Annotated in this window: 21 protein-coding genes and 1 pseudogene; 8 read left to right on the forward strand and 14 right to left on the reverse strand. The window is 66.6% G+C overall.

Annotation, left to right across the window (positions count from 1 at the left end):
* Positions 1-4 precede the first annotated feature (4 nt).
* The gene (locus ACTXPP_RS05850; protein WP_441583611.1) at positions 5-604 is read left to right on the forward strand and encodes a TetR/AcrR family transcriptional regulator; all 600 of its coding nucleotides are present in this window, start codon (positions 5-7) and stop codon (positions 602-604) included.
* A gap of 7 nt (positions 605-611) precedes the next feature.
* Here the strand turns inward: ACTXPP_RS05850 and ACTXPP_RS05855 are convergent, their stop codons facing one another.
* The 6 genes from ACTXPP_RS05855 to ACTXPP_RS05880 form a co-directional block, all read right to left on the reverse strand.
* Positions 612-1,358 (reverse strand): Rid family hydrolase, encoded by a 747-nt coding sequence (locus ACTXPP_RS05855; RefSeq protein WP_441583610.1) that lies wholly within the window; start codon positions 1,356-1,358, stop codon positions 612-614.
* A 71-nt stretch (positions 1,359-1,429) separates the two neighbouring features.
* On the reverse strand, positions 1,430-2,971 hold the full coding sequence (locus ACTXPP_RS05860) for a flavin monoamine oxidase family protein (RefSeq protein WP_443341303.1): 1,542 nt from the start codon (positions 2,969-2,971) through the stop codon (positions 1,430-1,432).
* 752 nt (positions 2,972-3,723) lie between these two features.
* A complete protein-coding gene (locus tag ACTXPP_RS05865; RefSeq protein WP_443341304.1) occupies positions 3,724-4,629 on the reverse strand; it encodes a 3-hydroxyacyl-CoA dehydrogenase family protein in 906 nt (301 codons plus the stop codon).
* A 5-nt stretch (positions 4,630-4,634) separates the two neighbouring features.
* A complete protein-coding gene (locus ACTXPP_RS05870) occupies positions 4,635-5,426 on the reverse strand; it encodes an enoyl-CoA hydratase/isomerase family protein (protein WP_443341306.1) in 792 nt (263 codons plus the stop codon).
* Complete coding sequence (locus ACTXPP_RS05875) at positions 5,426-6,733, reverse strand: acyl-CoA dehydrogenase family protein (RefSeq protein WP_443341307.1); 1,308 nt, start codon at positions 6,731-6,733, stop codon at positions 5,426-5,428. Before ACTXPP_RS05875 ends, ACTXPP_RS05870 begins: the two co-directional genes overlap by 1 nt.
* A gap of 215 nt (positions 6,734-6,948) precedes the next feature.
* Complete coding sequence (locus ACTXPP_RS05880) at positions 6,949-8,595, reverse strand: cytochrome b/b6 domain-containing protein (RefSeq protein WP_443341310.1); 1,647 nt, start codon at positions 8,593-8,595, stop codon at positions 6,949-6,951.
* A gap of 252 nt (positions 8,596-8,847) precedes the next feature.
* Between ACTXPP_RS05880 and ACTXPP_RS05885 the strand changes: the two genes are divergently transcribed.
* The 3 genes and pseudogenes from ACTXPP_RS05885 (at position 8,848) to ACTXPP_RS05895 (ending at position 12,048) form a co-directional block, all read left to right on the forward strand.
* Positions 8,848-9,471 carry a TetR/AcrR family transcriptional regulator gene (locus ACTXPP_RS05885; RefSeq protein ID WP_301494986.1) on the forward strand — a complete coding sequence of 208 codons (624 nt, stop codon included), beginning with the start codon at positions 8,848-8,850 and terminating at the stop codon, positions 9,469-9,471.
* A complete protein-coding gene (locus ACTXPP_RS05890) occupies positions 9,468-10,358 on the forward strand; it encodes an alpha/beta hydrolase family protein (protein ID WP_443341311.1) in 891 nt (296 codons plus the stop codon). The genes ACTXPP_RS05885 and ACTXPP_RS05890 overlap by 4 nt, the downstream gene beginning before the upstream one ends.
* Before the next feature lie 14 nt (positions 10,359-10,372).
* Positions 10,373-12,048, forward strand: a pseudogene (locus ACTXPP_RS05895) (acyl-CoA dehydrogenase family protein).
* 98 nt (positions 12,049-12,146) lie between these two features.
* On the opposite strand, the gene ACTXPP_RS05900 reads toward ACTXPP_RS05895, so the two are convergent.
* From ACTXPP_RS05900 to trxA, 4 genes are all read right to left on the reverse strand, one after another.
* Positions 12,147-12,653: a hypothetical protein gene (locus ACTXPP_RS05900; RefSeq protein WP_443341312.1), complete on the reverse strand. Its 507-nt coding sequence runs from the start codon at positions 12,651-12,653 to the stop codon at positions 12,147-12,149.
* Positions 12,654-12,731: 78 nt separating this feature from the next.
* Positions 12,732-14,324, reverse strand: a complete 1,593-nt coding sequence (locus ACTXPP_RS05905) for a DHA2 family efflux MFS transporter permease subunit (RefSeq protein ID WP_443341314.1) — start codon at positions 14,322-14,324, stop codon at positions 12,732-12,734.
* A 631-nt stretch (positions 14,325-14,955) separates the two neighbouring features.
* Positions 14,956-15,870 (reverse strand): PspA/IM30 family protein, encoded by a 915-nt coding sequence (locus tag ACTXPP_RS05910; protein ID WP_443341315.1) that lies wholly within the window; start codon positions 15,868-15,870, stop codon positions 14,956-14,958.
* A 181-nt stretch (positions 15,871-16,051) separates the two neighbouring features.
* On the reverse strand, positions 16,052-16,492 hold the full coding sequence (gene trxA, locus ACTXPP_RS05915; RefSeq protein WP_301495005.1) for a thioredoxin: 441 nt from the start codon (positions 16,490-16,492) through the stop codon (positions 16,052-16,054).
* 63 nt (positions 16,493-16,555) lie between these two features.
* On the opposite strand from trxA, the gene ACTXPP_RS05920 reads away from it, so the two are divergent.
* Both ACTXPP_RS05920 and ACTXPP_RS05925 read left to right on the forward strand, forming a co-directional pair.
* Entirely contained in the window at positions 16,556-17,053 is a 498-nt protein-coding gene (locus tag ACTXPP_RS05920) for a hotdog fold domain-containing protein (protein WP_301494991.1), read from the forward strand.
* A gap of 114 nt (positions 17,054-17,167) precedes the next feature.
* On the forward strand, positions 17,168-17,947 hold the full coding sequence (locus tag ACTXPP_RS05925) for an SDR family NAD(P)-dependent oxidoreductase (protein WP_301494992.1): 780 nt from the start codon (positions 17,168-17,170) through the stop codon (positions 17,945-17,947).
* 37 nt (positions 17,948-17,984) lie between these two features.
* On the opposite strand, the gene ACTXPP_RS05930 is transcribed toward ACTXPP_RS05925, so the two are convergent.
* Positions 17,985-18,113 carry a hypothetical protein gene (locus ACTXPP_RS05930; protein WP_443341317.1) on the reverse strand — a complete coding sequence of 43 codons (129 nt, stop codon included), beginning with the start codon at positions 18,111-18,113 and terminating at the stop codon, positions 17,985-17,987.
* 1 nt (position 18,114) lies between these two features.
* On the opposite strand from ACTXPP_RS05930, the gene ACTXPP_RS05935 reads away from it, so the two are divergent.
* A complete protein-coding gene (locus ACTXPP_RS05935) occupies positions 18,115-18,330 on the forward strand; it encodes a hypothetical protein (protein WP_443341318.1) in 216 nt (71 codons plus the stop codon).
* A 26-nt stretch (positions 18,331-18,356) separates the two neighbouring features.
* On the opposite strand, the gene ACTXPP_RS05940 is transcribed toward ACTXPP_RS05935, so the two are convergent.
* Together ACTXPP_RS05940 and ACTXPP_RS05945 are read right to left on the reverse strand one after the other, a co-directional pair.
* Complete coding sequence (locus ACTXPP_RS05940) at positions 18,357-18,854, reverse strand: FluC/FEX family fluoride channel (protein WP_301494995.1); 498 nt, start codon at positions 18,852-18,854, stop codon at positions 18,357-18,359.
* 19 nt (positions 18,855-18,873) lie between these two features.
* A complete protein-coding gene (locus tag ACTXPP_RS05945; protein ID WP_443341319.1) occupies positions 18,874-19,419 on the reverse strand; it encodes a YceI family protein in 546 nt (181 codons plus the stop codon).
* Positions 19,420-19,605: 186 nt separating this feature from the next.
* On the opposite strand from ACTXPP_RS05945, the gene ACTXPP_RS05950 reads away from it, so the two are divergent.
* The gene (locus ACTXPP_RS05950) at positions 19,606-20,076 is read left to right on the forward strand and encodes a MarR family winged helix-turn-helix transcriptional regulator (RefSeq protein ID WP_301494999.1); all 471 of its coding nucleotides are present in this window, start codon (positions 19,606-19,608) and stop codon (positions 20,074-20,076) included.
* A gap of 213 nt (positions 20,077-20,289) precedes the next feature.
* Here the strand turns inward: ACTXPP_RS05950 and dnaB are convergent, their stop codons facing one another.
* Positions 20,290-21,786 carry a replicative DNA helicase gene (gene dnaB / locus ACTXPP_RS05955; RefSeq protein WP_489926914.1) on the reverse strand — a complete coding sequence of 499 codons (1,497 nt, stop codon included), beginning with the start codon at positions 21,784-21,786 and terminating at the stop codon, positions 20,290-20,292.
* Positions 21,787-22,506: the final 720 nt, after the last annotated feature.

Raw genomic sequence — 22,506 nt, forward strand, 5'->3', positions numbered from 1 at the left:
GACCATGAGCTACTGGACGACCTCCCGGACGGTGCAACGCCGACGCGCCGTCGATCCCGAGGACATCGCACGGGCCGCCGTCGAACTGCTGGACAGCGAAGGACCCCGCAGCCTGACCATCCGGGCCGTCGCCCAGCACTGCGGGGTCTCGCCGTCGGGTCTGTACTCGCGGATCTCCGGGGTCGACGACCTCTTCGACCTCGCCCTCGACCACGCACTGGGGCAGGACCCCCAGGTCAGCTCGCAGGTGCAGCGGGACGACCCGGACCTCACCGAGCTACTCGTCGTCTACTTCCGGCACCTCGCCGACCACCGGTGGGCCTGCCAGGTACTCGCCGCACGTGCCCCGCGCGGGCCACACTACCTGAGGGTCTCCGAGCTGATGTGCCGACTGCTGGAGGAGGGCGGGGCGCCCGACCCACTCGGGACGGCCTACAGCCTGTCGAACTACGTCATCGGCAGTGCACTGACCGCGCCGATGACCGGATCGGAACGGGAGTTGGACGTCGACGCGCACGCGGCACCGGTGTACGCGCGGCTGCACGGCGATCACGACACCTCAGCCGAGAACCTCCTGCGCCGCGGACTCGCCGCACTGATGTAACCGGGTACTATTCGGCGGGCGAGTAGGCGTCCACCTCGACCTCGACAAGCCAGCCGTCGACCGCCATGGCGGAGATGCCGAAGGCGAAACGGGTCGGACGGGTCGGGTTGACCACCAGCGGATCCGACTCGTCTTCGGAGGTCCCGCGGGCGAGCTGCTGCGGATCACCGGTGCTCAGGTCGGTGTTGGCGTAGTACTGCTTGTACGCACGGTTCCAGCCGGCGAAGTCCGGGTCCTCGTCGCCGTCCCCGGCGAGGAACACCCGCATGGTGGCGACGTCCTGGACGTCCAACCCCTCATCCTGCAGCTGTTCCCGGATCTGCGCCAGCACTACCAGTCCCTGCGCCTCGGTCGGGGTCATGCCGTCCGGAAGCTCCCCGTCGACCAGCAGCGCCGGGTCGACGAACTGCAGTGGGTCGCCCTCCTCGGCATTGTCGTTCAGTGCGGCCGGGCCGATTCCTGCGGTCTTGAACAGGGTGCTTCCCGGCGCGATGCTCACGCCGTCAGCCAGCATGGCAGTGGGGTTGGCCTCGGCGTCCAACCTGCTCTCGAAGGCCGTGTTCTCGTCGGCCCCGGCCGAGGACGTCTCGTCCGAACCGTCGTCGCTGTCGGAACAGGCCGCGACACCCAGTAGCAGGGAGCCTGCTGCTGCGATGGCGGCCGTGCTGCGGGCAATGCGAGTGGGGCGGGCGGAGCGGGTGGTGCGGGAGTCACCGGAACGGGTACGGGTGGTGGCACGGGAAGAGCGGTGCATGTGTGGACCTTTCATGGTCGGACAGTCGGTGGTGCGGAGACGATGCGGAGATACTGCGGGGATACTGCGGATCAGGCGGTGACACGGTCGTGGATGGCGGTCACCGCGGCACGTCCGGATTCGAGCGCGCCCTGCTGCCAGGCAATGGAGTTCGAGAGGTGGTCGCCGGCGAAGTACATGCGTCCGACGGGTTTCAGCGCCTTCTTGTAGGCGTCCGACTCGTTGTGCGAGTGCGAGCCGCCCTCCCAGTCGACCCAGGCACCCTCGGAGTACCTGGTCTTCATGAAGCAGCCGGAGAAGGACGAGGAGATGTTCTTGCCGTACTCGTCACCGTGGATCTTCTTGCCCAGGTCAACGGCCTTGTTGAGTCGTTCCTTGTGTGTGAGCTTCTCGAACTCCCTGTGGTTGTCGCCGTTGTTGTAGTACGCCACGACGACACCACGATCTGAGTTGTAGTGGTCGTAGGGATACATGATCTGCTCGATGGCGAGGTCGGTGTTGCTCGCACCGCCGTAGATCCGCTGGTCCTCCTCCCACCAGCGGCGCGAGTACTCGATCCCCAGCTTTCCTGAGCTGAAGGGCTTCGCTTCCTTGAGCGCGGTGGTGAGGTCCTTCGGCAGGTCCGTGTCGAGACGTAAGACCAGGTGCGGCGGCAGAGCACAGATGATGTAGTCGGCCTCGACCTTCTCCTCCTGGCCGTTGCGGGTGTAGGTCGCCCAGGGCTTCGAGGAGTTGTCGCCGGTGGAGAATCCGGTGACCTCCGCCCCGTACTTGATGTGGTTGGCTCCGATGGCCTCCGCCATCCGGTAGTAGATGCGGTCCATGCCGCCGACCGGGCTGAACATCATCATCGCCTGGTCATGTCCGAATTCGAAGGAGAGGTTGCGTCCGATGCCAGACTGGATCACATCGCTGAGTGCACCCGGTGTCCGCTGTTCGCCGTAGTCCAGACCGGCACCGGGCGAGGCGCCGACGTACCCGGCGCGACTGGACCCCTTGTAGGCCCCCTGCGCCGAGAGGTCACCGAAGCGGGAGAGGAACTCGGACAGTGCGTCCTTGTCGTCCTTGGAGAGCTCCCGGTCCAGGGCCCCATTGTTCATAGCCTTGGTGAGCAGCTCGGAGACATAGCCGTAGGTGTCCGCCTTGGCCTGGCGGTAGGTGACGGGACTGTTGTTCAGCGGGGTGTCGCCGTCGTAGTAGACCAGGGAGTCGGCGTTCTGGTTGCCGAACGCCAGCAGTTCGACCCCGAGCTCCCGGCAGTAGTCGACGGTGATGTGGTGCTGGGGGATTCGCGTGGCGCCCACGTTGTAGAAGTGGCCCGGAGAGAAGTCGCAGGTCTGGGTCTCGCCGTCCAGGTCGGTCTCGGTCACGCCTTTTCGTGCGGTCCACACGCGGCCGCCGGGGCGGCTGCGGGCCTCGAGAATCTCGACCTTGTACCCGCCCTTCTGCAGTTCATAGGCGCTGACCAGGCCGGCTGGTCCTCCGCCGAGGATCAGCACCTTCGGGGCCTTGCCGTTGACCTTGTCGATCAGGTGCCCGGGGCGGATCGGGGTGAAGGCCTGACGTGCCGTGTCGGTGTCGGCGACCGAGGGCGCCATCCCGAGGGTGGACATGGCACCGTATGCTGCTCCGGTCCCGGCGAGGACTCCGAATCGGGTGAGGAAGGACCTCCTGGTGAGGCTGTACCGTTCCAAGATCTTCTCCTTGAAGTGAGGGTATCTGAGTAACTCTCATCCTGATCTCGGGAGATTGCTCGTCCATTTCCCCAGGGTTAAGACCGATAGCCGATGTCGAGGTGGCCAGGTTTCTGATCTGTATACCGAAAGTCTCACAGTTGTCACGGGGAAATTTCATGCTCGTATATCTGCTGGCGGAGACTTCGCGAGCGACCTGGCGTCGGATTGCCGTCGTGTCACGCGCGACCCGTTGCGGCACACGACGGGACGCCGGACACGCTCGTCGCCGCAGGGCCCTTGTCGCCAGGAGAATCACCGTCGGAACTGCACCTGAGCGATACCGCGGCGGGCACGCAGGGGTGGCCGTCGGGGGTGCCTCATCGAGGAGTGTAACGATTGGGTCACGGTCATCGGTTAGGGTCTGTGTCACGCCGGGAACATCCCGGGACGCCTGAATTCGAAAGGATGATCACTATGATCGACACCATCGCCACCTTCTTCTCCTCCGTCGTCGGCCTGCTCCAGGAGGGCATCACCGGCTTCGTCGACGCTGTCGCCGGCCTGTTCTAATAACAGCAGCGTTCACTGCATCAACCCCCGTCGTCTCTCTTGGGAGACGACGGGGGTTGATGTATTCGTGACCTTCAGTGACGGCGCGTGGATCAGCCTGTGGGCCAGCCGCCGAGGGCTCACTCGTAGCTGTACCAGCCTTTCCCGGTCTTGCGTCCGTAGTCGCCGGCGGCGTACTTCTCGGCGATCAGTGGATGGGGCTTGTCCTTCTCATCCCTGGTGATCTCGTAGGCGGCCCGCCGGATGTCGTAGGTGACGTCGATGCCGACCAGGTCCATCAGTTCGAAGGGCCCCATCGGGTGACCGAGCGCGGTCTTCGCCGCTGCGTCGATGTCCTGGTAGGACGCCACGTCGTTGGCGACCAGGTCCAACGCCTCGGCGCGGATCGCCCAGAGCAGGCGGTTGGCGACGAAGCCGGGGACCTCCTTGGTCAGCAGGACGTGCTGCTTGCCCATCGCCTCGACCACGGCGGTCGCGGTGGCGACGGTGGCATCGCTGGTGGCAGTGCTGTCCGCGCCGGTACCGCCGTGCCGGACGATCTCCACCGCCTTCATCACCAGCGCCGGGTTGAAGAAGTGCATATTGCACACCTGGGCAGGACGACCCGAGGCCTCGGCGACCTCTGAGGAGCCGTAGGTCGAGGAGTTCGTCGCCAAGACGGCATGTGCCGGGGCGAGTTCGCCGAGCTGGGCGAAGATCGAGCGTTTGACCTCGAGTTTCTCCGTCGCCGCCTCGATCACCAGGTCCGCCTGACCCACCGCATCGGCGAGATCGGTGGTGAACCGGATCCTCGACCCGGCGGCGTCGGCGTCCGACTGTGTCATCCGGGACTTCGCGACCCGGCCGTCGAGCCAGGACCGCATATCGGCCTCGGCGGCGGACGCGGCCTCGGCGGAGACGTCCTGCACCGCGGCGGTGAACCCGGCGACGGCGGCGGCCATGCCGATCTGGCGGCCCATGGTGCCCGAGCCGATCACGGCGATGTTCTGCACGGTATTCGCGGTGTTCGCGTTCGCTGCATTCATCATGCTCACCTGCCCTGGAAGTCCGGGGTGCGCTTGACCAGGAAGGCCGCCGCGCCCTCGGCCTTGTCCTCGGTGGTGTAGAGCAGCGTCTGCGCCAGTCGCTCCAGCAGCAGGCCGGTGCGCTGGTCGGTGTCCGCCCCGGCGCGCACGACCATCGTCGCCAACCGGGTGGCCAGCGGGCCTTTCGACAGAATCATCCCCACCGTCTCGGCCACCGCGTTCGACAGTCCGTCGGACGGGACGACCTGCGTGGTCAGCCCGTACTCGTGGGCGGTCTGCGCAGTGAGAATGCGACTGGTGAGGATCATCTCCACCGCCCGGCCGGTGCCCACCAGCCGGGACAGCCGCTGCGTCCCACCGGCACCGGGCAGCACACCCAGCGTGGTCTCCGGCAGACCCACCTTCGCATTCTCGGCGAAGATGCGGATATCGCAGCTCATGGCCAACTCCAGCCCACCGCCGAGGGCGACACCGTTCACCGCGGCGATGGTCGGCTTGGGGAAGTCCTCGATCCGGTCGAAGAGCTTCTGCATGTAACCGGCCAGCCCGTAGGCCAGGTCGTAGTTCTTCAACTGGGCGATGTCCGCCCCGGCGACGAAGGCCTTCTCCCCGGCGCCGGTGAACACCACCGCCTGCACCGCCGGGTCGTCCTGCCAGGCATCGAGCACCGCAGAGATCTCGGAGAGGACGGTCCGGGACAACGCATTGCGCTTCTCCGGCCGGTTCACGGTGATCACGCCGGTGCGGTCCGTGACCTCGGCGAGAATGGTCTCGAAGTCCTCTGTCGCGAATGCCATTACTTCGCACCTCCTGCCTGCGCACCGGGGGCCTGGAACGCCCCGACGCCGGTGATCGACCGGCCCAGGGTCAGCAGGTGGACCTCGTCGGTGCCCTCGTAGGTCCGGACGGCCTCCAGGTTGTTAGCGTGACGCTGCGGCGAGTAGTCCAAGGTGATGCCGTTGCCGCCGAGCATCGCGCGGGCCTCCCGTGCCACCTCGATCGCCGTCCGGGTGTTGTCGAGCTTGCCGGTGGAGATCATCTCCGGGGTGACACCCGGGCCGTCCTTCGCCCGGCCGATGTTGTGCGCCAGGTGGTAGCCCTTGTTGATCGCCACGGCCATATTCGCCAGTTTGGCCTGGGTGAGCTGGAAGTGGGTCAGCGGAGTGCCGAACTGGGTGCGGTGGTTGGCGTACTCCAGTGCGGCAGTGAAGGAGTCCCGCGCGGCACCCACCGCACCCCAGAGGATCCCGTAGCGGGCCTCGCTGAGGCACTGGAAGGGGCCCGACAGACCCACCGCAGTGTCCGCCGGCAGCAATGCGGATGCGGGAAGGCGCACATTGTCCAGCTCGATCTCGCACTGCACCGAGGCCCGCATCGACATCTTCTGCTCGATCACCGTCGCGGTGAACCCCGGGGTGTCGGTCGGCACCACGAAGCCTCGCACACCCCGGCCCTTTCCGGGCTCCTCGGTCTGCGCCCAGACGATCGCGACGTCCGCGAGGTTCGCCAGGCCGATCCACCGCTTCTTCCCGTTGAGCACCCAGTCGCCACCGGGCTCATGCCGGGCATTGGTGCTCATCGACGACGGGTCGGAACCGCTGTCCGGCTCGGTCAGCGCGAAGCAGCCGATCGCCTCGCCGGTGGCCATCTTCGGCAACCACTCCTGCTTCTGATCCGGGGATCCGTGCTTGTAGATCGCACTCATCGCCAGCGATCCCTGCACCGAGACGAAGGTGCGCAGACCCGAGTCCCCGGCCTCGAGTTCCTGGACCGCCAGGCCGTACTCCACGGCACTGCGTCCGGCGCAGCCGTAGTCCTTCAGGTGCATGCCCAGCACCCCGAGCGTGCCGAGAGCCGGCACGATCTCGCGGGGGAAGTGTCCGGCGGAGAACCACTCTGCGATGTTCGGGCGGATCTCATTGTCGACGAACGTACGGACCCGCAGTGCCTGGTCCCTCTCCTCCGGGGTGAACAGACCGTCCAACCCGGAGACGTCGACCGGACCCCACCAGGAACCGCGGGCGCTCGTGACCTGCGGGACAACGGCAACCTGGCCGGGGGATGCGCCGTTCGGCTGGTTCTGTTCGGTGTCGTGCTGGGGCATGGCGGTTGCTCCTTGTCAGGGCGAGGGCGAGGCTGCGGACGTGGACTTCCGCCACAGTAGTAACCCCCTATAGTGACTGCAATCACAATGATGTGACTTCCCCGTCACTCCCCTGTGTGGCAGCGGGGCGTCCTCCCCGACGCACGAAAAAGCAGGGACACCGTGGAAACGGTGTCCCTGCTGCGCCGGTACGGCGACGCGGTTCTGCGGTGCGGCTAGCGGGCGCTGACCTGGCCGAAGAGCTTCGCGATGGGCGCGATGACAAGTGGCCGGGCTGCGAACAGTGCGGCGATACTGAGGAATATCGCGGCAACGAACCAGAAGAAGCCGCCCCAACCTCCGTCGGGGTTTCCGGCGAACATGTGGTCCAGGTTCTTCTTCATGCCGGTGGCGAAGACCAGGAAGACGTGGGCGATGACGAACAGGACGAAGAACAGCATCGTCGGGTAGTGGATCGCACGGGCGACCGGTGCCGGGTAGATCTTGTTCAGCGTCTTGGCTTCCTTCGGCCACCACTCGCTCTGGCGCAGGCCGGAGATGATCGACAGCGGCGCTGCGATGAAGACCACGGCGAAGTACATCAGCTGCTGCAGGGAGTTGTAGTTGACCCAGCCGTTCTCGGCCGGCCAGTTCAGCGAGGTGTACTGCAGGATCGCCGACAGCGCGTTCGGGAACACGTCCCAGCTGGTCGGGACGATACGTGCCCAGTGCCCGCTGGCGAACAGCAGGACGATGAAGATCAGACCGTTGAGCATCCACAGCAGGTCGAGCGAGGTGTGGAGCCACAGGTGGATGCTGATCTTCTTGCCACCCTTCTTCGGCTGCCAGACCGCCGGCGGCTTCGCCTGGCGGCGCACCCGAAGACCGGACTGGATGATCAGGAAGAGGAAGAAGAAGTTCAGGAAGTGGGTCCAGCGGGCCCAGGCCGGGAATCCGTCCTCGACGAAGTCGGGCAGGTGGTACTCGCCCGGGTAGTCCTCCATCCAGGACTGGACGCTGTCGAGGCCGTAGATCCACTTGGAGATGAAGACCACGACGGCAGCCAGGACGACAGCGATGCCCAGGCCGATGCCGGCCAGCTTGCCCCACTCGCCCAGGGACTTCTCGCCGATCATGATCGGCTCTTTCTTCTTCTCCTTCTTTGCGGCGGGCTTCGCCTTGGTGGCGGTGGCCGCTGCTGCGGCACCAGCACCTGCGGCGGCTGCGCCTGCTGCGGCCGGGGCACCGGGGACGCCCGGGGCGCCAGCGGCAGGAGCACCAGGTGCGCCCGCTGCGGGAGCGCCGGCAGCCGGGGTACCAGGGGCGCCGGGAGCTGCGGCGGCCGGAGCACCCGGAGCACCAGCGGCGGGAGCGCCGGGGGCGCCCGGAGCAGCAGGGGCAGACGGTGCTGCAGGTGCGGACGGCGCACTCGGCGCACCAGGGGCGCCCGGCGCAGACGGTGCTGCAGGTGCGGACGGGGCACCCGGCGCGGACGGCGCGGACGGAGCTGCCGGGGCAGCGTCAGCGGCGGGGGCAGCAGGTGCGGCCGGAGCTGCAGGTGCAGCGGGAGCACCAGGCGCACCCGGGGCGCCGGGAGCGCCGGGAGCGCCGGCTCCGCCGAGCTTGATCGGCTCGCCCGGAGCCGGAGCTGCGGGAGCGGCCGGCGCATCGGCGGACGGTGCTTCCGGTGCAGCCGGAGCGTCCGGCGCTGCGGGAGTCTCGGTAGAGGCGGCAGGGGCCTGGGCGGCGGACTGGGCAGCGTCGTCAACCACTGCGTCCTGTGCCGGTGCGTCCTGACCCTCGGGGTTCACCTTGGCTGCCTCGGGCTGGTTGCCCGGCTCGGGCATCCGCGGTGCGCCGGGCGGCGGGGGCGGGATAGGCATGGTCTCTCAGTCTCCTACAGATTGTCGCTTGTCAATAGCGGCGATAAGTCATGGATCATTCTGACGGAATCATAACGTCTGAAGGCCGTTCTCTCGCAGTGGTCGCCGTCTACGACAGCGCCCTGTCACGACCTCTTCTGAAATGATAACTAGATGGGACCACACCATACCGGATGTGACTGCGATCTCACCAACTCGGCGAAATCGCCCGTTCCACAGCGGCGGCCGTCGCTGCCGGTTACACTGACTTGTATGGCATACAAGAAGGCCGTCCGCACGGTCACCGCTCGTCGTGACACCCGCGCCGCGCTACTGCATGCCGCCGTCCCACTGTTCCGGGACCGCGGCATCGAGCACGTCTCCCTCGCCGAGATCGCGCGTGCCGCCGATGCCTACCCCAACCAGGTCACCTACCACTTCCACAGCAAGGAAGGACTTTTCGTCCACGCCGCCTGCCACGCCATCCTGCGCACCGCCCACCAGGCCGAGCAGCTCACCCGGAACTCCGCCACACCCGGCGAACACGCACGCGACCTGGTCACCTACCTGCTGGGGCCCGGCGCACCCGAGGTCATGATGTTCGCCGAGGCGATGCTCACGGCCCGACGCACCCCAGAACTCCAGCAACTCATCACCGACACCACCACCGAGCTCTACAACGCCGGCGAAGCAGCCATGGTCGACACCTTCGCCCGCACCAACTGGAACAACCACGCCACCCCGGGCGACATCACCCGCGGATTCTGGGCCGCGATCCTCGGCCTCGCGCTGGAGAAAGCAGCCCTCGGTGAACAGTTCGACGACACCACCGCCGATGCCGTCGTCCTGATGCTCATCCGCCTCAACGCCACCCGAACAGAAGGGAACCCCTCATGAGCCCCACCCCGGCAAGCGCCGCCACCACTTTCACCATCTCAGCCGACAACGGTGAACCCATCGTCATCAACCGCACCCGCTCGCAGGACGACACCCCGCGCGGCGCGGTGGTCATCTCACCGGCGATGGCGACGAAAGCCAGCTACTACCGGGCCGTGAGTGAGTGGCTCGCCTCCCGCGGCTTCACCGTCTACTCCTTCGACTACCAGGGCTACGGCGCCTCGGCCCACACCCCGCTCAAGGACGTCACCGCCGACTACTTCACCTGGACGCGGGACGCCGCACGCGCCGTCGACGCCGTCCGGGCCGACCTTGACGAACAGGGCCAGGCCAGCGTGCCCCTGACGTGGATCGGACACAGCCTCGGCTGCCAGTTCCTCCCCTTCACCGACCACAACAAACTGGACAAGGGCATCATCACCTGCGGTGGCACCGGCTGGTGGAAGAACGCAGACAAGCCGGACTACTACATCGCCCCGCTGCTGTGGTGGGCCGTGGCCCCGGCGCTGGTGAAGGCCTTGGGCTACTACCCGGGCAAGAAGATCAAGCTGCTTGGTGACATCCCCGGGCCGGTCATGCTGCAGTGGGCGAAGTTCTGCCGCGACCCCGAGTACCTCTTCGGCGTGCACCCGGAACGCATCACGACCTTCGCTGACGTGACCATCCCGGTCACCAGCATCACCTTCACCGACGACAAGACCATGTCCGCCAAGGCCAGCGCACACCTGGAGAGCTACTACACCGGCACGGACCTGGACGCTCAGCGCTACACACCGGAGGAGCTGGGGCAGGAGTCGATCGGCCACATGGGGCTGTTCCGTCGCGGCCGCGAGGACCTGTGGGAGCGCCTACTCGAGCCGCAGCTGGCGACGGTGGAGGTGGGGTAGCCATGAACTCCGCCATGACCACCCACACCGTCGTCAACCAGTCCGCACCGCGGGTCGACGTCAACGAGTACACCTCCAACATCGCCCTGACCGAGGCGGTCGCCACCTTCGCCCCGACACTGCCCACCGCAGCCACCGACCACCTCGTCGCTATCGGCGACGAGGTCGGCAGTGCGTCCTACCAGCACGATGCCGGGCTGGCGAACACCATCACCCCGGTGCACCACAGCCACGATCGCTGGGGCAACCGTGTTGACGATGTCGAATTCCACCCCGCCTACCACCGGATCATGGGCTACTCCATCAACCAGGGGCTGCACACCTCCGCGTGGGCGAACCCCGGTCCCGGCGCGAATGTGCTGCGGGCGGCCGGATTCATGTTGACCAGCCAGATCGAGCCCGGCCACGGCTGCCCGGTGTCGATGACCCACGCCGCGGTGCCCGCCCTGCGCACCTCCCCGGAACTCGCGGAGTTCTGGGAACCGCGCCTGCTCTCCCGCAGCTACGACCCGGAACTGCGCGATCCCGCCACCAAGGACGGCGTGATCTTCGGTATGGCGATGACCGAGAAGCAGGGCGGCTCCGATGTCCGGGCGAACACCACGCGTGCTGTGCCCAATGGGGACGGCACGTGGACGCTCACCGGCCACAAGTGGTTCTGCTCCGCCCCGCAGTCGGACGCCTTCCTGGTCCTGGCCCAGACCACGGTGGATGGGAACACCGGTGCCGACGGTGCAGCCGACTCCGACGACACCGAGAAGCTCTCCTGCTTCCTCGTACCCCGCATCCTGCCTGGTGGTCAGCGCAATGTGTTCAACGTCCAACGCCTGAAGGACAAGCTCGGCAACAAGTCCAACTCCTCCTCGGAGGTGGAGTTCAACGGCACCGTCGGTTGGCTGGTCGGCGAGCCCGGTCGTGGGGTGCGGACCATCATCGAGATGGTGAACCGCACTCGCCTGGACTGTGTCTACGGTTCGGCTGCCGGGCTGCGTCAGGGGGTCGCCGAGGCCGCATGGCACGCCCGTCACCGCTGCGCGTTCGGAACCACGCTGATCGACCAGCCGGTGATGACCAATGTCATCGCCGACCTGCAGCTCGAGGCGGAGGCGGCGACGTGGACCGCCCTGCGCCTGGCCGCCGCCCATGACGACGATGACCAGGAGGATTTCCGGCGGCTGGCCACCGCGGTGTCCAAGTACTGGGTGTGCAAGCGCGGCCCCCACCACGCCTATGAGTCACTTGAGTGCCTCGGCGCCAACGGCTACACCGAGCTGTTCCCCCTGGCCCGTCGCTACCGGGAAGCGCCGGTGAATGCGGTGTGGGAGGGTTCCGGAAATGTGATCGCGTTGGACGTCCTGCGTGCGATGGGAAACAGCCGTCCGCCACGGAGGCCTTCGTCGCGGAGTTGGACGGCGCCGCCGGACGCGACGAGCGTTATGACGCGCAGCTGGCCCGGACGAAGTCCCTGTTCGGCCAGGCGGCCTCCTCCCCCGCTGCCGCACCAGCCATCGCCCGGCGGCTGGTGGAGTCCATGGCGCTGACGCTGCAGGCCCAGATCCTGCTCGCCCATGCCCCCGCACCCGTCGCCGAGGCCTACCTCGCCGGACGAGTCGACCCCACCAGCCGCGGCATGGAGTACGGCACCCTGCCGACCGGCGTGGATCTGGCCGCACTCGCCGCCCGGGCGTAGGGCTGGGCCCCGGACAACGCCTGTTGCTGGCCGGAGAAGCACGAGACTCCCGCTCCCGGGTGGTCTGAAGGGGGTCAAACCACCCGAGAGCGGGAGGGTCAGCGCATCATCACGACCGCGTCGTCCTCCCCCACCGTGCAGCTGAACTCCTCGCCATCGGTGCGGGAGCCGTCGGTCTCGTCGACCCCGCGCTCCGCCTCGGCGAATACCTGCCCCTCGACCAACCACTGGTCGGCATCGTTCGCACCGTTGTCAGAACCGTTGTCAGAACCATCACCGGGCACGATCGTCGCACTCCAGGTGTCGAAGACGGCATTGTCCCCGTACCCGGACTCGATGCGCACGGCGTCCTCACACGCTGCCCGCGCCGCGGACTCCCCCAGGCCCCCGGGACGCTCCACATAGGACTCCGAGTACCAGCGGAACCCCGCCACCCCGACGGCCACGAGGACAGCGAAGACGGCGATAGCGATCAGCGCCTTGCGGTAGCGACGGGACCCCGGCGCATCCTTCGCCTCCGCGCCACCCGCGCCGTCCGTACCTGCACCGAACCCGTCGGAGGACTCGTTGTCGTCCGACGGGAACAGGCCTGGGGGCGGGGTCACACCATTCACCCCACCGATCTTACGCGGCGCGACCATAGGCGCCGCGACCATAGGCGGCGCAACCTCAAGCGCGCGGTCTTACTCGGCGTCGATCCGCTCCGGAGTGCTGCCGCGCTGCACCTTCGGGATGTCGCGTGCGTCGATGCGCAGCACCAGCGCCAGCATGAACACCACCACCGAGATACCGGCACCCAGGTAGAACGCCCCATGGACGCCGTCGACCAGTGCCATCACCGGCTCATCGGCGTCGGAGCGCGCGGATCCGAAGCTCATCACCGCGATGAACAGGGCGGTACCGGCGGCACCGGCGATCTGCTGCAGGGTGTTCAGGATCGCCGAACCATGCGAGGAGATGGTGTCCGGCACCGCGGCCAGCGCATTCGACATCAGCGGGGTCATCAGGCAGGAGAGCCCGATGTTCAGCACCACGGCCACGGCCGTGAGGTACCAGAAGTCCTTGTTCTCGTCGAGCATCAGCAGCATGCCCATGGCCACCATCAGCAGCGCACCACCGGGGATGATCAGCGGGCGGGTGCCCATCCGGTCGTACATGCGTCCGACGATCGGGCCCATCACACCCATGATGATGCCGCCCGGCAGGGTCACCAGGCCCGTCTGCAGCTCAGAGAGACCCAGGACGGTCTGGCCGAAGATCGGCATGATGATGATGAACCCGAACAGTGAACCGAAGCTCAGCAGCATCAGGCCCAGCGACCAGGAGAACTCCCGGATCTTCAGCGGGGTGATGTTCAGCAGCGCGGCCTTGTGCTCGCCGGCGGCCTCGGCGCGCATCAGCGCACCCTGGCGACGGAAGAAGACCACCAGCGTCAGCACACCGATGGTCAGGCTGATCACGGCGACGGTCGGGAAGCCGTCGGCGATGGCGGACATGCCGGAGAGTCCGTAGATCGTCGCGCCGAAACCGATGGCGGAGAGGAGGACCGAGAACAGGTCGAACGGGGGCTTCTTCGGCTCCTTGTAGTTCTTGATCTGCCACAGGCCCAGCAGCAGGGCGATCAGCGCCAGCGGGATCATCACCAGGAAGATCCAGCGCCAGCTGGCCAGCTCCATCACGACACCGGCGAAGGTGGGGCCGACCGCGGGGCCGACCGCCATGACGATGGTGACCAGGCCGAACACCGAACCGCGGCGTTCCACCGGGATGAGCATCATGATCGTGGTCATCAGCAGCGGGATGATCAGCGCGGTACCGGCGGCCTGCAGCACACGGGCCAGCAGCAGCAGTGCGAAGATCGGCGCCGCGGCCGCGAGGATAGCGCCGGCGAGGAACAGCGACAGGGCGACCGTGTAGATCGAGCGCAGCGTCAGCCGGTCCATGAGGTAACCGGTCGTGGGGATCACGACCGCCATGGTCAGCATGAACACCGTGGTCAGCCACTGGGCGGTGCCCTCGGTGATGGAGAACTCGGCCATCAACGACAGCAGTGCGTTGGACAGCGCGGTCTCGTTGAGGATCGCGACGAAGGCGGCGCCGACGAGGATGCCGATCAGCAGGCCGGCGTTGACGCCTCCGGCCGTGGTCTCGGCTTCTGCCTGGGTACCCGCCTGGGCTTCTACCTGTGCATCTGCCTGGGCCGCAGCCGTGGCCTGCGCGTCGGTCGCGCTCTGGTCGGCGGTCGTTCCGCCGGAAGTGTCTCTGTCATGTGACATGGTGTCGTCCTCCCAAGTACTGCGCCGACGTGGCATTCCCGCTGGTGGCGGGTGCAAACGTCGGGGTTCGGGCTGCGACGGCGATTCACTCGTCGCAGCGGTGTTGTGCCGCGCTCGGGAACAGGGCAGGACGCTGCGTTTGTCCAGACCACAACAATGAAGCCCCCGAAAGCTCGAGGGCGTCGTCGAAAGTAGTCTGCCGGGACCGGCGGTCTCAGGACGTCACACGGTGGTGCCGTTGCGCCGAGAGGCCATAACTCCGAAATGCCAGGATTCCGAAGTGCCAGCGTTCCAAGGGACCGGGTCGTGGTGTCCCGGTCAACGAGTGCCGGGCGGCAGCGTCCGCCACGTTTGCGGGCACGAACCACATGATCCTACGAGTCGACTGCCGGGGTCGCAACCCTGGTACGGCGGCATACGGTGGGACGCGCGGCACATGGCGGGAGGATGTGGGACGCTGCCGCCGTCGCGGGGCCATCCATCACACCCGTTCCTTGATCCCCTCCTCCGCTGCGGCACTCTGACCTGCAGGTCTTATGATGTGGGAATCGTCGGAGGTGTGATGCCTGACATGCGCGGACGCGGGCGTGAGAGTGGGCACCGCACCGGTGAGGCGCCCGGGGTGTCCGATCTACGAGGAGGTCGTCTGCTCGCCGTCCGGGTCGCCGTCCGGGTCGCCGGCGCCATCGACAGTCACGTCCTCGGCGGAGGCTTCGGCAGCATCGGCGGCATCAGTCGCGTCCGCGGCGTCCTCCCCCGCCTCGATCTCACCGGTGACGTCGCCGCCCGCAGCGTTGGAGGTCAGCTCGCCGGCACCACCGGCACCGCCACCCATCTCGGCACGGATCTGCTCCAGGCGCGACGAGGCGGCGAAGTCATTGCCGGCCGTCTCGATCTCGGCCATCCGGCCCTGCACACTGCGCTCGGTGAGCTCCTGGGCGCCGAGGGCGTTGGCGTAGCGGGCCTCGATCTTGCTGCGCACCCCGTCCAGTGTCGGGACATTGTCGTCAGCCTGGATGCCCTTCATCGACTGCAGTGCCTCGGCAGAGCTCTCCTGCATCTTGGCCTGGTCGACCTGCGCCTTGAGCTGGTCGATCTGTCCGAGCTGCTCCTTGAGCCGCATCTCGGACTGCTTCTGCTGCTGCTGGGCCTGGTTCGCCGCCTCGGTCGCCTGGGCGTGCATCTGCTTGGTGTTCTCTATCTCCTGCTCCACCGTCACCAGCTGGGTGGCGAACACCTCGGCGGTGTTCATGAGATCATCGGCCTTCGCCTGGTCGCCGGCAGAGGTGGCGGCATCAGCCTGCTGCAGTGCGGCCCGCGCATTGTTCTGCAGCTTCTCCTGGTCCTTGACCAGCCGGTTCAGCGACATCTCGAGCTGGTTGCGGTTGCCGATGATGCGGGCGGCGGACTCGGTGACCTCACGGTGCTGCTTCTTCGCCGCCTCGGTCGCCTGGTGGATCTGCACCTTCGGGTCCGCGTTCTCCTCAATGGTGGTGTCGAGGGACTGCATGAGGTACTTCCAGCCCTTCGAGAAGGGGTTCGCCATTGCGCGTGCTCCTAAGTCGCCGTCATCGTGGCCTCAAGGACGCTTCGGTCGAATCGTCCGGCCAGTGCTGTCAGTTCCCCAGCATAAACACTTTTCCCGCGATGCGTGTGGCGGGCTGGTCTCCCCCGGACCGCCCCGCCGTCACCCGCGCACCCGGCGCGGGTACCCCGGGCCAGACGAACTAGCTGTTCTGCTGCTCGGCGACCTGCTTGCGCACGTCCTCCATGTTGAGGCCCTGGACCTGCTCGATGAGCTCACGGAGCTGCTTCGGGTTCATCACACCGGCGTCCCGGAAGACCAGGATGCCGTCGCGGAAGGCCATCAGCGTGGGGATCGACTGGATCTGCAGGGCGGCGGCGATGTCCTGGTTGGCCTCGGTGTCGATCTTGCCGAAGGTGATCTCCGGGTTCTCCTCGGAGGCCTTCTCGAAGACCGGGGCGAAACGCTTACACGGGCCGCACCAGTCCGCCCAGAAGTCGAGCAGGACGATGCCGTCGCCCTGGATGGTGTCCTGGAAGTTCTCGGTGGTGATCGTCGTGGTGGCCATGGGCTCTACCTCTTCTGCATTTTCGCGTGTATTGACTGTTACACGGGGTACAACGTCCCCGACGGCTGCCGCTATTCCACATCCAGCGTACCGCCGTTCGCCGGTATCCGTCGGGCCACTGCATTATACTATGAATTTATGACTAGCACTGGCACGTACAAGCTCTGGAAGAAGGTCACCAAGAACGGGACGAGCACCCTGGGACGGGGACTCTTCTCGGTCGGTTACTCCTTGAAGGCCCCCTACTTCCGCACCGTCTTCCCGCGGGTGCGCGAGGTCACCCCGGAGCGCGCCGTGGTGCGCATCGGCAAGTGGTGGGGAGTGCAGAACCACATCGGGACCTTCCACGTCATCGCCGCGCTCAACGGTGCGGAGGCCGCAATGGGGGCTCTGTGCGAGGCCGCAGTGCCCACGAGCCACCGGTGGCTCCCCCGCGGTATGCGTGCTGACTACCCCGCCAAGTCGACCGGCGGATTGACCGTGACCGCCACCGCCGACTGGCCGGACTTCTCCACCCTCACCCGCGAGACCGGCGGCCAGCTGATCACCGTGAACCTCCAGCTGCTCGACGACGCCGGCGCCGAGCCGGTCACCGCCGAGATCGACGTGTGGGTCTCGGCGAAGAAGCCCCGCTAGGATTCGGCGACTCCTCGCTGGTCAGCGAGGTCACCACCCCCATCTGGCAGGACCGTGTCCGGACCGGGGTCTACCCTTGCGGTGGAACCACCCACCACACGGAAAGGACCCACCATGCCTGACTCCCCCGCCCACTCCGCTGCGCCTTTTGACGGCCGGGTCGCCCTGGTCACCGGTGCCGGTTCCGGCATCGGTGCCGCCATCGCCGCCGACCTTGCCGCCCACGGAGCGAAGGTCATCGTCGCCGACATCAACGTGGACGCCGCCCAGTCGGTGGCCGCAGCCATCACCACCGACGGCGGTCAGGCCACCGCGCTGCAGTCGGACGCCTCCAGTGCGGCGGACGCCGAGGCCGCCGTCGCCTTCGCCATCGAGACCTACGGTCAGCTCAACTACGCGGTGAACAACGCCGGCATCACCGGGGCGTCCAACCCCGTCGGTGACCTGGAGACCGATGACTGGGACAAGGTCATCGGGATCAACCTCAACGGGGTGCTCTACGGCATGCGCTACCAGGTGCCGGCGATGCTCGAGGCCGGGGCCGACCAGAGCGCGATCGTGAACATGGCCTCGATCCACGGTGCCGTCGCAGCCCCGGGCAACGCCGCCTACACCGCCGCCAAGCACGGGGTCGTCGGGCTGACGAAGAACGCTGCTGCGGAGTACGGCCCCGCCGGGCTGCGGGTCAACTCCGTGGGGCCGGCCTACATCGACACTCCCCTGCTGGCTGCCGTCCCCGATGAGCAGAAGCAGGCCCTGATCTCCCGCCACCCGCTGGGTCGCCTGGGACGGGCCGAGGAGATCGCCCCGCTGGTGCGTTTCCTGCTGTCGGACGAGGCGTCCTTCATCACCGGGTCCTATGTGCTGGTCGACGGCGGTTACACGGCGGTGTAGACGCCACGGGGCCCAGCGCGGTAGCGCGGTGGGCGTGCTAGATCCAGTTCACCGCGTAGTAGCCCAGCGCGAAGGCGGCGACGGTCAGCAGCGCCATCGCCACCACCGATATCAGCGCGGCGGCGGTGAGTTTGCGCTGGAACAGGCCCACGGCATCGACCGACACCGTGGAGAAGGTGGTGAAGCCACCGCATAGGCCGGCCGATCAGCGCGACGAGCCACCAGCTGTCGGTGAGGCCGAACAGCAGGCCCAACACCAGGGAACCCAGAGTGTTGATCACCAGCAGGCTGACCAGCAGGTCACTGCTGGTGCGGTCGGTGATGTAGCGGTCCAGCCGCCAGCGCAGCCAGGCACCTGTGCCGCCGCCGAAGGCGACGAGTAGGGCCGCCACCAGGGAGATCTCGCCGATCATGCCGTCACCTCCCCGGTTGTGCCGGCCTGGCCGGACGCGCTGTTGGCGCTGTTGCCGCTCGTTTCGTTGCCGTAGGGCTCGCCGCTGATCCGCGCACCACACCACAGGCCTGCCTTGGCCAGCAGCAGGCCCAGCACCACGGTGCCGACCAGGTAGACGATCGGGCCGAGCGGACCGCCTGCGTCCTGCACCGTCGCGGCGGCAATCGCCGAGTAGGACGTGAAGCCGCCGAGCAGGCCGGTGCCGAGTGTCAGGCGGATGCGTTCGCGACGTCCTGACTTACCGGAGGACGTCGTGTCGCTGACCAGCGGGAGGTAGCCGACCAGCAGGCCGAGGGCGAAAGCACCGGTGAGGTTGACCACCAGCAGGGGCCACAGCGAGCCCTCGATTCCAGTGTCCACGGTGAACGCCCAACGCAGGAAGGCGCCGAGGGCCCCGCCAATGAAGACGAGGACCCCGGCGCCCCGGCTTGTGGTGACATCGACGGGCTTCATGCCCGTGATGCTAGAACACTTAAGCGTCCTTGGTGGCCGAGATGTCGAAGTTCAGGGTGATCTTCTCGGAGACGAGCACGCCGTCGGTCTTCAGCGGAGCGTTCCAGGTCAAGCCGAAGTCGGTGCGGTTGATGGTGGTGGAACCGGAGAAACCGACGCGGGTGGCACCCCACGGGTCGACAACCTCGCCGTCGAACTCGAAGGGGACGGTGACCTGCTTGGTCACGTCCTTGACGGTGAGGTCACCGGTGACCTCAAGAGCGTCGTCGCCGGCGGCGGTGACGCTGGTGGAGGTGAAGGTGATCTCCGGGAACTTCTCGACGTCGAAGAAGTCCTCGCTCTTCACGTGGCCGTCACGGTCGGCGTTGCGGGTGTCGAGGGAGGACGCTGCGATGGTCACGGAGATGGCGGCGTCGGCCAGGTTCTCGCCGCTTGTGGCGGTGCCGGAGAACTCGTTGAAGGAGCCACGGACCTTGGTGACCATGGCGTGGCGGGCGGTGAAGCCGATCTCGGAGTGGGCGGGGTCGATGGTGAAGTTGCCGGCGTAGTCGTTGACGGTGCTCATGTGGTGATGCTCCTTGGAAGCGATTGGTGTTGATTGTGTCTTTTGTCCCCGGGCGGCCCGCGCTGGCGGTTTCCGGGTCGGACACCACCTCGACGGTAGGACCGGTCGGTTGCCGTCCGGTGAACACCACCTTAGGACCGGTTGGTTGATGTGTCAACCAACTGCTCGGTGTGATTGAATGGATGCATGACGAACAGCACGGACAACTCCCCCAGGTGGCTCTCGGACGAGGAACAGTGCCTGTGGCGCAAGTGGCTCGCCGCCTCCCGGCGGATCGACTCCGAGTTGGCCCGCGACATGCAGCGGCAGAGCGGACTGTCGATGTCCGACTACGAGGTCCTGGTCAACCTCTCCGAGGCCCCGGACTACCGGATGCGCATCGCCGCACTGGCAGATGCCCTGACCTGGGACCGCTCCCGACTGTCGCACCAGATCTCCCGGATGATCAAGCGTGACCTGCTCACCCGCGAAGCCTGCGAGTCCGACGGTCGCGGTGCCTTCATCGTGCTGACCCAGACGGGCCTGTCCACGATCCAGCAGGCCGCCCCCGGTCACGTGGACTCGGTGCGCCGCCTGATGATCGACCGCCTGGACGAGCAGCAGGCCGCGGACCTCGGCCGGGTACTCGACGTGATCCTCGAGCAGTTCGAGGACTGAGCCGGCTACCGCGCCCTCTCCCCCAGCATTCCCCACTCCCCAGGGCCATCACGATCCATCCCCGGAAGTCTGCTGGGTGTCGAATAGGTGGGACGAATCGTCGGGATTTCCGTCAGATCCCAGCGATTCGTCCCACCTTTCCGACATCCGGGACCGAAACAGGCCTGACCCGGCTGGCCCCCAGCCCTTCGATACCGGCCCTCGATGCCGCAGCTAGATGCCGCGGCTGAGCTCGGAGAACTTCGAGTAGTGCAGCTGGTGAGCGACCTGGATCGTGCCGATCGGGCCACCACGGTGCTTCGCCAGGATCAGATCCGCCTCGCCGGCCCGCTCATGGTCACGGTTCTGGGCGTCCGGACGGCTGATCAGCAGCACGATATCGGCGTCCTGCTCCAGCGAACCGGACTCTCGCAGGTCGGAAACCTTCGGCAGCGCGTCATCACCACGGGACTCCACGCCACGGTTCAGCTGCGAGATGGCGACCAGGGGCACGTCCACCTCCTTGGCCAGCAGTTTGAGCTGACGGGAGAACTCCGAAACCTCCTGCTGACGGGACTCGACCTTCTTACCCGAACTCATCAGCTGCAGGTAGTCGACCACGATCAAGCCCAGATCGTGCTTCTGCTTCAGGCGGCGGGCCTTGGCGCGGATCTCGGTCATCGTCAGGTTCGGCGAATCATCGATGAAGATCGGCGCGCTCTCGATCGCGGTGACCCGCCGGGTCAGCTTGTCCCACTGTCCGTCGTTCATCTTGCCGCCGCGCATCACCGACAGCGGCACCTCCGCCTCGGCGGAGAAGACACGCATCATCACCTCGGACTTACTCATCTCCAGGCTGAACAGCACCGACGCCTTGTTCTGCTGCACCGACACCGACCGCATGAAGTCCAGCGCCAGCGTGGACTTACCCACACCGGGACGTGCCGCGACGATGATCATCTGACCACCGCGCAACCCATTGGTCATCTCGTCGAGTTCACTGAAACCGGTCATGACGCCCTCACCCTCGCCAGTGCCGTTCTCCAGGGAGTCCAGCTCGTCCATGGTGGACTCCAGCAGGTCCTGAAGCACCATGTAGTCCTCGCTGGCGGACTCGTTGGTGATGTTGAACATCTCCTGCTGGGCGCGGTCGACCACGCTCTCCAGCTCCTGGCCCTCCAGTCCGGAGTAACCGAACTGCACGATGCGGGTACCGGCGGAGACCAGTCGACGCAGGACGGCCTTCTCGGCGACGAGGTCGGCATAGTAGCCGGCGTTCGCCGCAGTCGGCACCTTCGAGGACAGTTCGTGCAGGTAGGGTGCGCCACCGACGACGTCCAACAGGGTGTTGTTGTCGAGCCGCCCGGCGAGGATCACCGGGTCGACCTCCATGCCCTCGCCGTAGAGTTCGAGCATGGTCTCGTAGATGGTGCGGTGTGCCGGACGGTAGAAGTCGTCGGGACGGAGCCGCTCGACGACATCGGCGATGGCGTCCTTACTGAGCATCATGCCGCCGAGGACGCCCTGCTCCGCCTCGGTGTTCTGCGGCATCTGCCGCGGCTCGGCGAAGGCTGCAGGGTCGTTGCCGCCGCGACCTGACCGCTGGAAGCCGCCACGGCGCTTTCCGCCACCGAAGTCCCCCGCGGGACCGTCATCGTCCCAGGGGCCGGGCTCGGGCGGCAGCGGGATCGCGCTCGTCCCGTCGGCGTCCCCGAATCCCGCGCTACCCATCTCCTGTGCACTCATGGCCGCCATCTTAGTACCCACGACGGACAGGAAACTATCCCGCGGGAGTGCCACATCAGTTGTCCACATCAACGACGCTGCCGGACGTCCGGGACCTGTGCACTTTGCCGTCGAGCGGACGCTGCAGGCCCCGAGCCCACCGACTTCCAGGAGTTATCCACACCGATTGTGGACAATGTGTGGATCTTGTGTGCATCTTCGCCCTCCACTCCTGCTCGCTGTGTGCACAACGTGTGGACAACCCCTCGCCGACCTGCGGATTTTCGGATACCCGCAGGTCAGAAAGTTGCAGTTGGATATATTTACACCAGGACAAGGTGGACAAGTCTCCGAATTCACAGGTCAGATCGAGGGGCGCAGAGATACCTGCAGGTCAACACGAGGTGCCCCCAGAGTGAACTATTCGCATATTATGCACAGTTCTCCCCTGGTTGTCCACACCGAGCCATAGCGAGTGTGGACAACTGTGGACAAGATGTGCACAACGTCCCAGCGCGTCCCCCACATCCCCCGTACCCCCACACGGACCATAAAGGTCCGCCCCCGGGCGAGTCTGAATGACTCGTCCGGGGGCGGACCCTGCGAGACCCTCGGGTCTCACTGATGCTGTTGTCTCAGTTGAAGTGACTGTCGTCGCGACATCGTACGATATGTACGCCACCATGCTACCGACTCTGCCGGGTGTCTAGGCCGGCGGGTGCGCCC

Origin of the sequence: Candidatus Corynebacterium faecigallinarum, assembly GCF_052264515.1 — a bacterium.
GTDB lineage: Bacteria > Actinomycetota > Actinomycetes > Mycobacteriales > Mycobacteriaceae > Corynebacterium > Corynebacterium faecigallinarum.

What these genes read in the sequence shown, in the direction of transcription:
- ACTXPP_RS05850 (WP_441583611.1), top strand. Translation starts at nt 5, where the DNA reads ATGAGCTACTGGACGACCTCCCGGACGGTGCAACGCCGACGCGCCGTC.
- ACTXPP_RS05855 (WP_441583610.1), bottom strand. Translation starts at nt 1,358, where the DNA reads ATGCACCGCTCTTCCCGTGCCACCACCCGTACCCGTTCCGGTGACTCC.
- ACTXPP_RS05860 (WP_443341303.1), bottom strand. Translation starts at nt 2,971, where the DNA reads ATGTCCACCCTCGGGATGGCGCCCTCGGTCGCCGACACCGACACGGCA.
- ACTXPP_RS05865 (WP_443341304.1), bottom strand. Translation starts at nt 4,629, where the DNA reads ATGAATGCAGCGAACGCGAACACCGCGAATACCGTGCAGAACATCGCC.
- ACTXPP_RS05870 (WP_443341306.1), bottom strand. Translation starts at nt 5,426, where the DNA reads ATGGCATTCGCGACAGAGGACTTCGAGACCATTCTCGCCGAGGTCACG.
- ACTXPP_RS05875 (WP_443341307.1), bottom strand. Translation starts at nt 6,733, where the DNA reads ATGCCCCAGCACGACACCGAACAGAACCAGCCGAACGGCGCATCCCCC.
- ACTXPP_RS05880 (WP_443341310.1), bottom strand. Translation starts at nt 8,595, where the DNA reads ATGCCTATCCCGCCCCCGCCGCCCGGCGCACCGCGGATGCCCGAGCCG.
- ACTXPP_RS05885 (WP_301494986.1), top strand. Translation starts at nt 8,848, where the DNA reads ATGGCATACAAGAAGGCCGTCCGCACGGTCACCGCTCGTCGTGACACC.
- ACTXPP_RS05890 (WP_443341311.1), top strand. Translation starts at nt 9,468, where the DNA reads ATGAGCCCCACCCCGGCAAGCGCCGCCACCACTTTCACCATCTCAGCC.
- ACTXPP_RS05905 (WP_443341314.1), bottom strand. Translation starts at nt 14,324, where the DNA reads ATGTCACATGACAGAGACACTTCCGGCGGAACGACCGCCGACCAGAGC.
- ACTXPP_RS05910 (WP_443341315.1), bottom strand. Translation starts at nt 15,870, where the DNA reads ATGGCGAACCCCTTCTCGAAGGGCTGGAAGTACCTCATGCAGTCCCTC.
- ACTXPP_RS05920 (WP_301494991.1), top strand. Translation starts at nt 16,556, where the DNA reads ATGACTAGCACTGGCACGTACAAGCTCTGGAAGAAGGTCACCAAGAAC.
- ACTXPP_RS05925 (WP_301494992.1), top strand. Translation starts at nt 17,168, where the DNA reads ATGCCTGACTCCCCCGCCCACTCCGCTGCGCCTTTTGACGGCCGGGTC.
- ACTXPP_RS05940 (WP_301494995.1), bottom strand. Translation starts at nt 18,854, where the DNA reads ATGAAGCCCGTCGATGTCACCACAAGCCGGGGCGCCGGGGTCCTCGTC.
- ACTXPP_RS05945 (WP_443341319.1), bottom strand. Translation starts at nt 19,419, where the DNA reads ATGAGCACCGTCAACGACTACGCCGGCAACTTCACCATCGACCCCGCC.
- ACTXPP_RS05950 (WP_301494999.1), top strand. Translation starts at nt 19,606, where the DNA reads ATGACGAACAGCACGGACAACTCCCCCAGGTGGCTCTCGGACGAGGAA.
- dnaB (WP_489926914.1), bottom strand. Translation starts at nt 21,786, where the DNA reads ATGGGTAGCGCGGGATTCGGGGACGCCGACGGGACGAGCGCGATCCCG.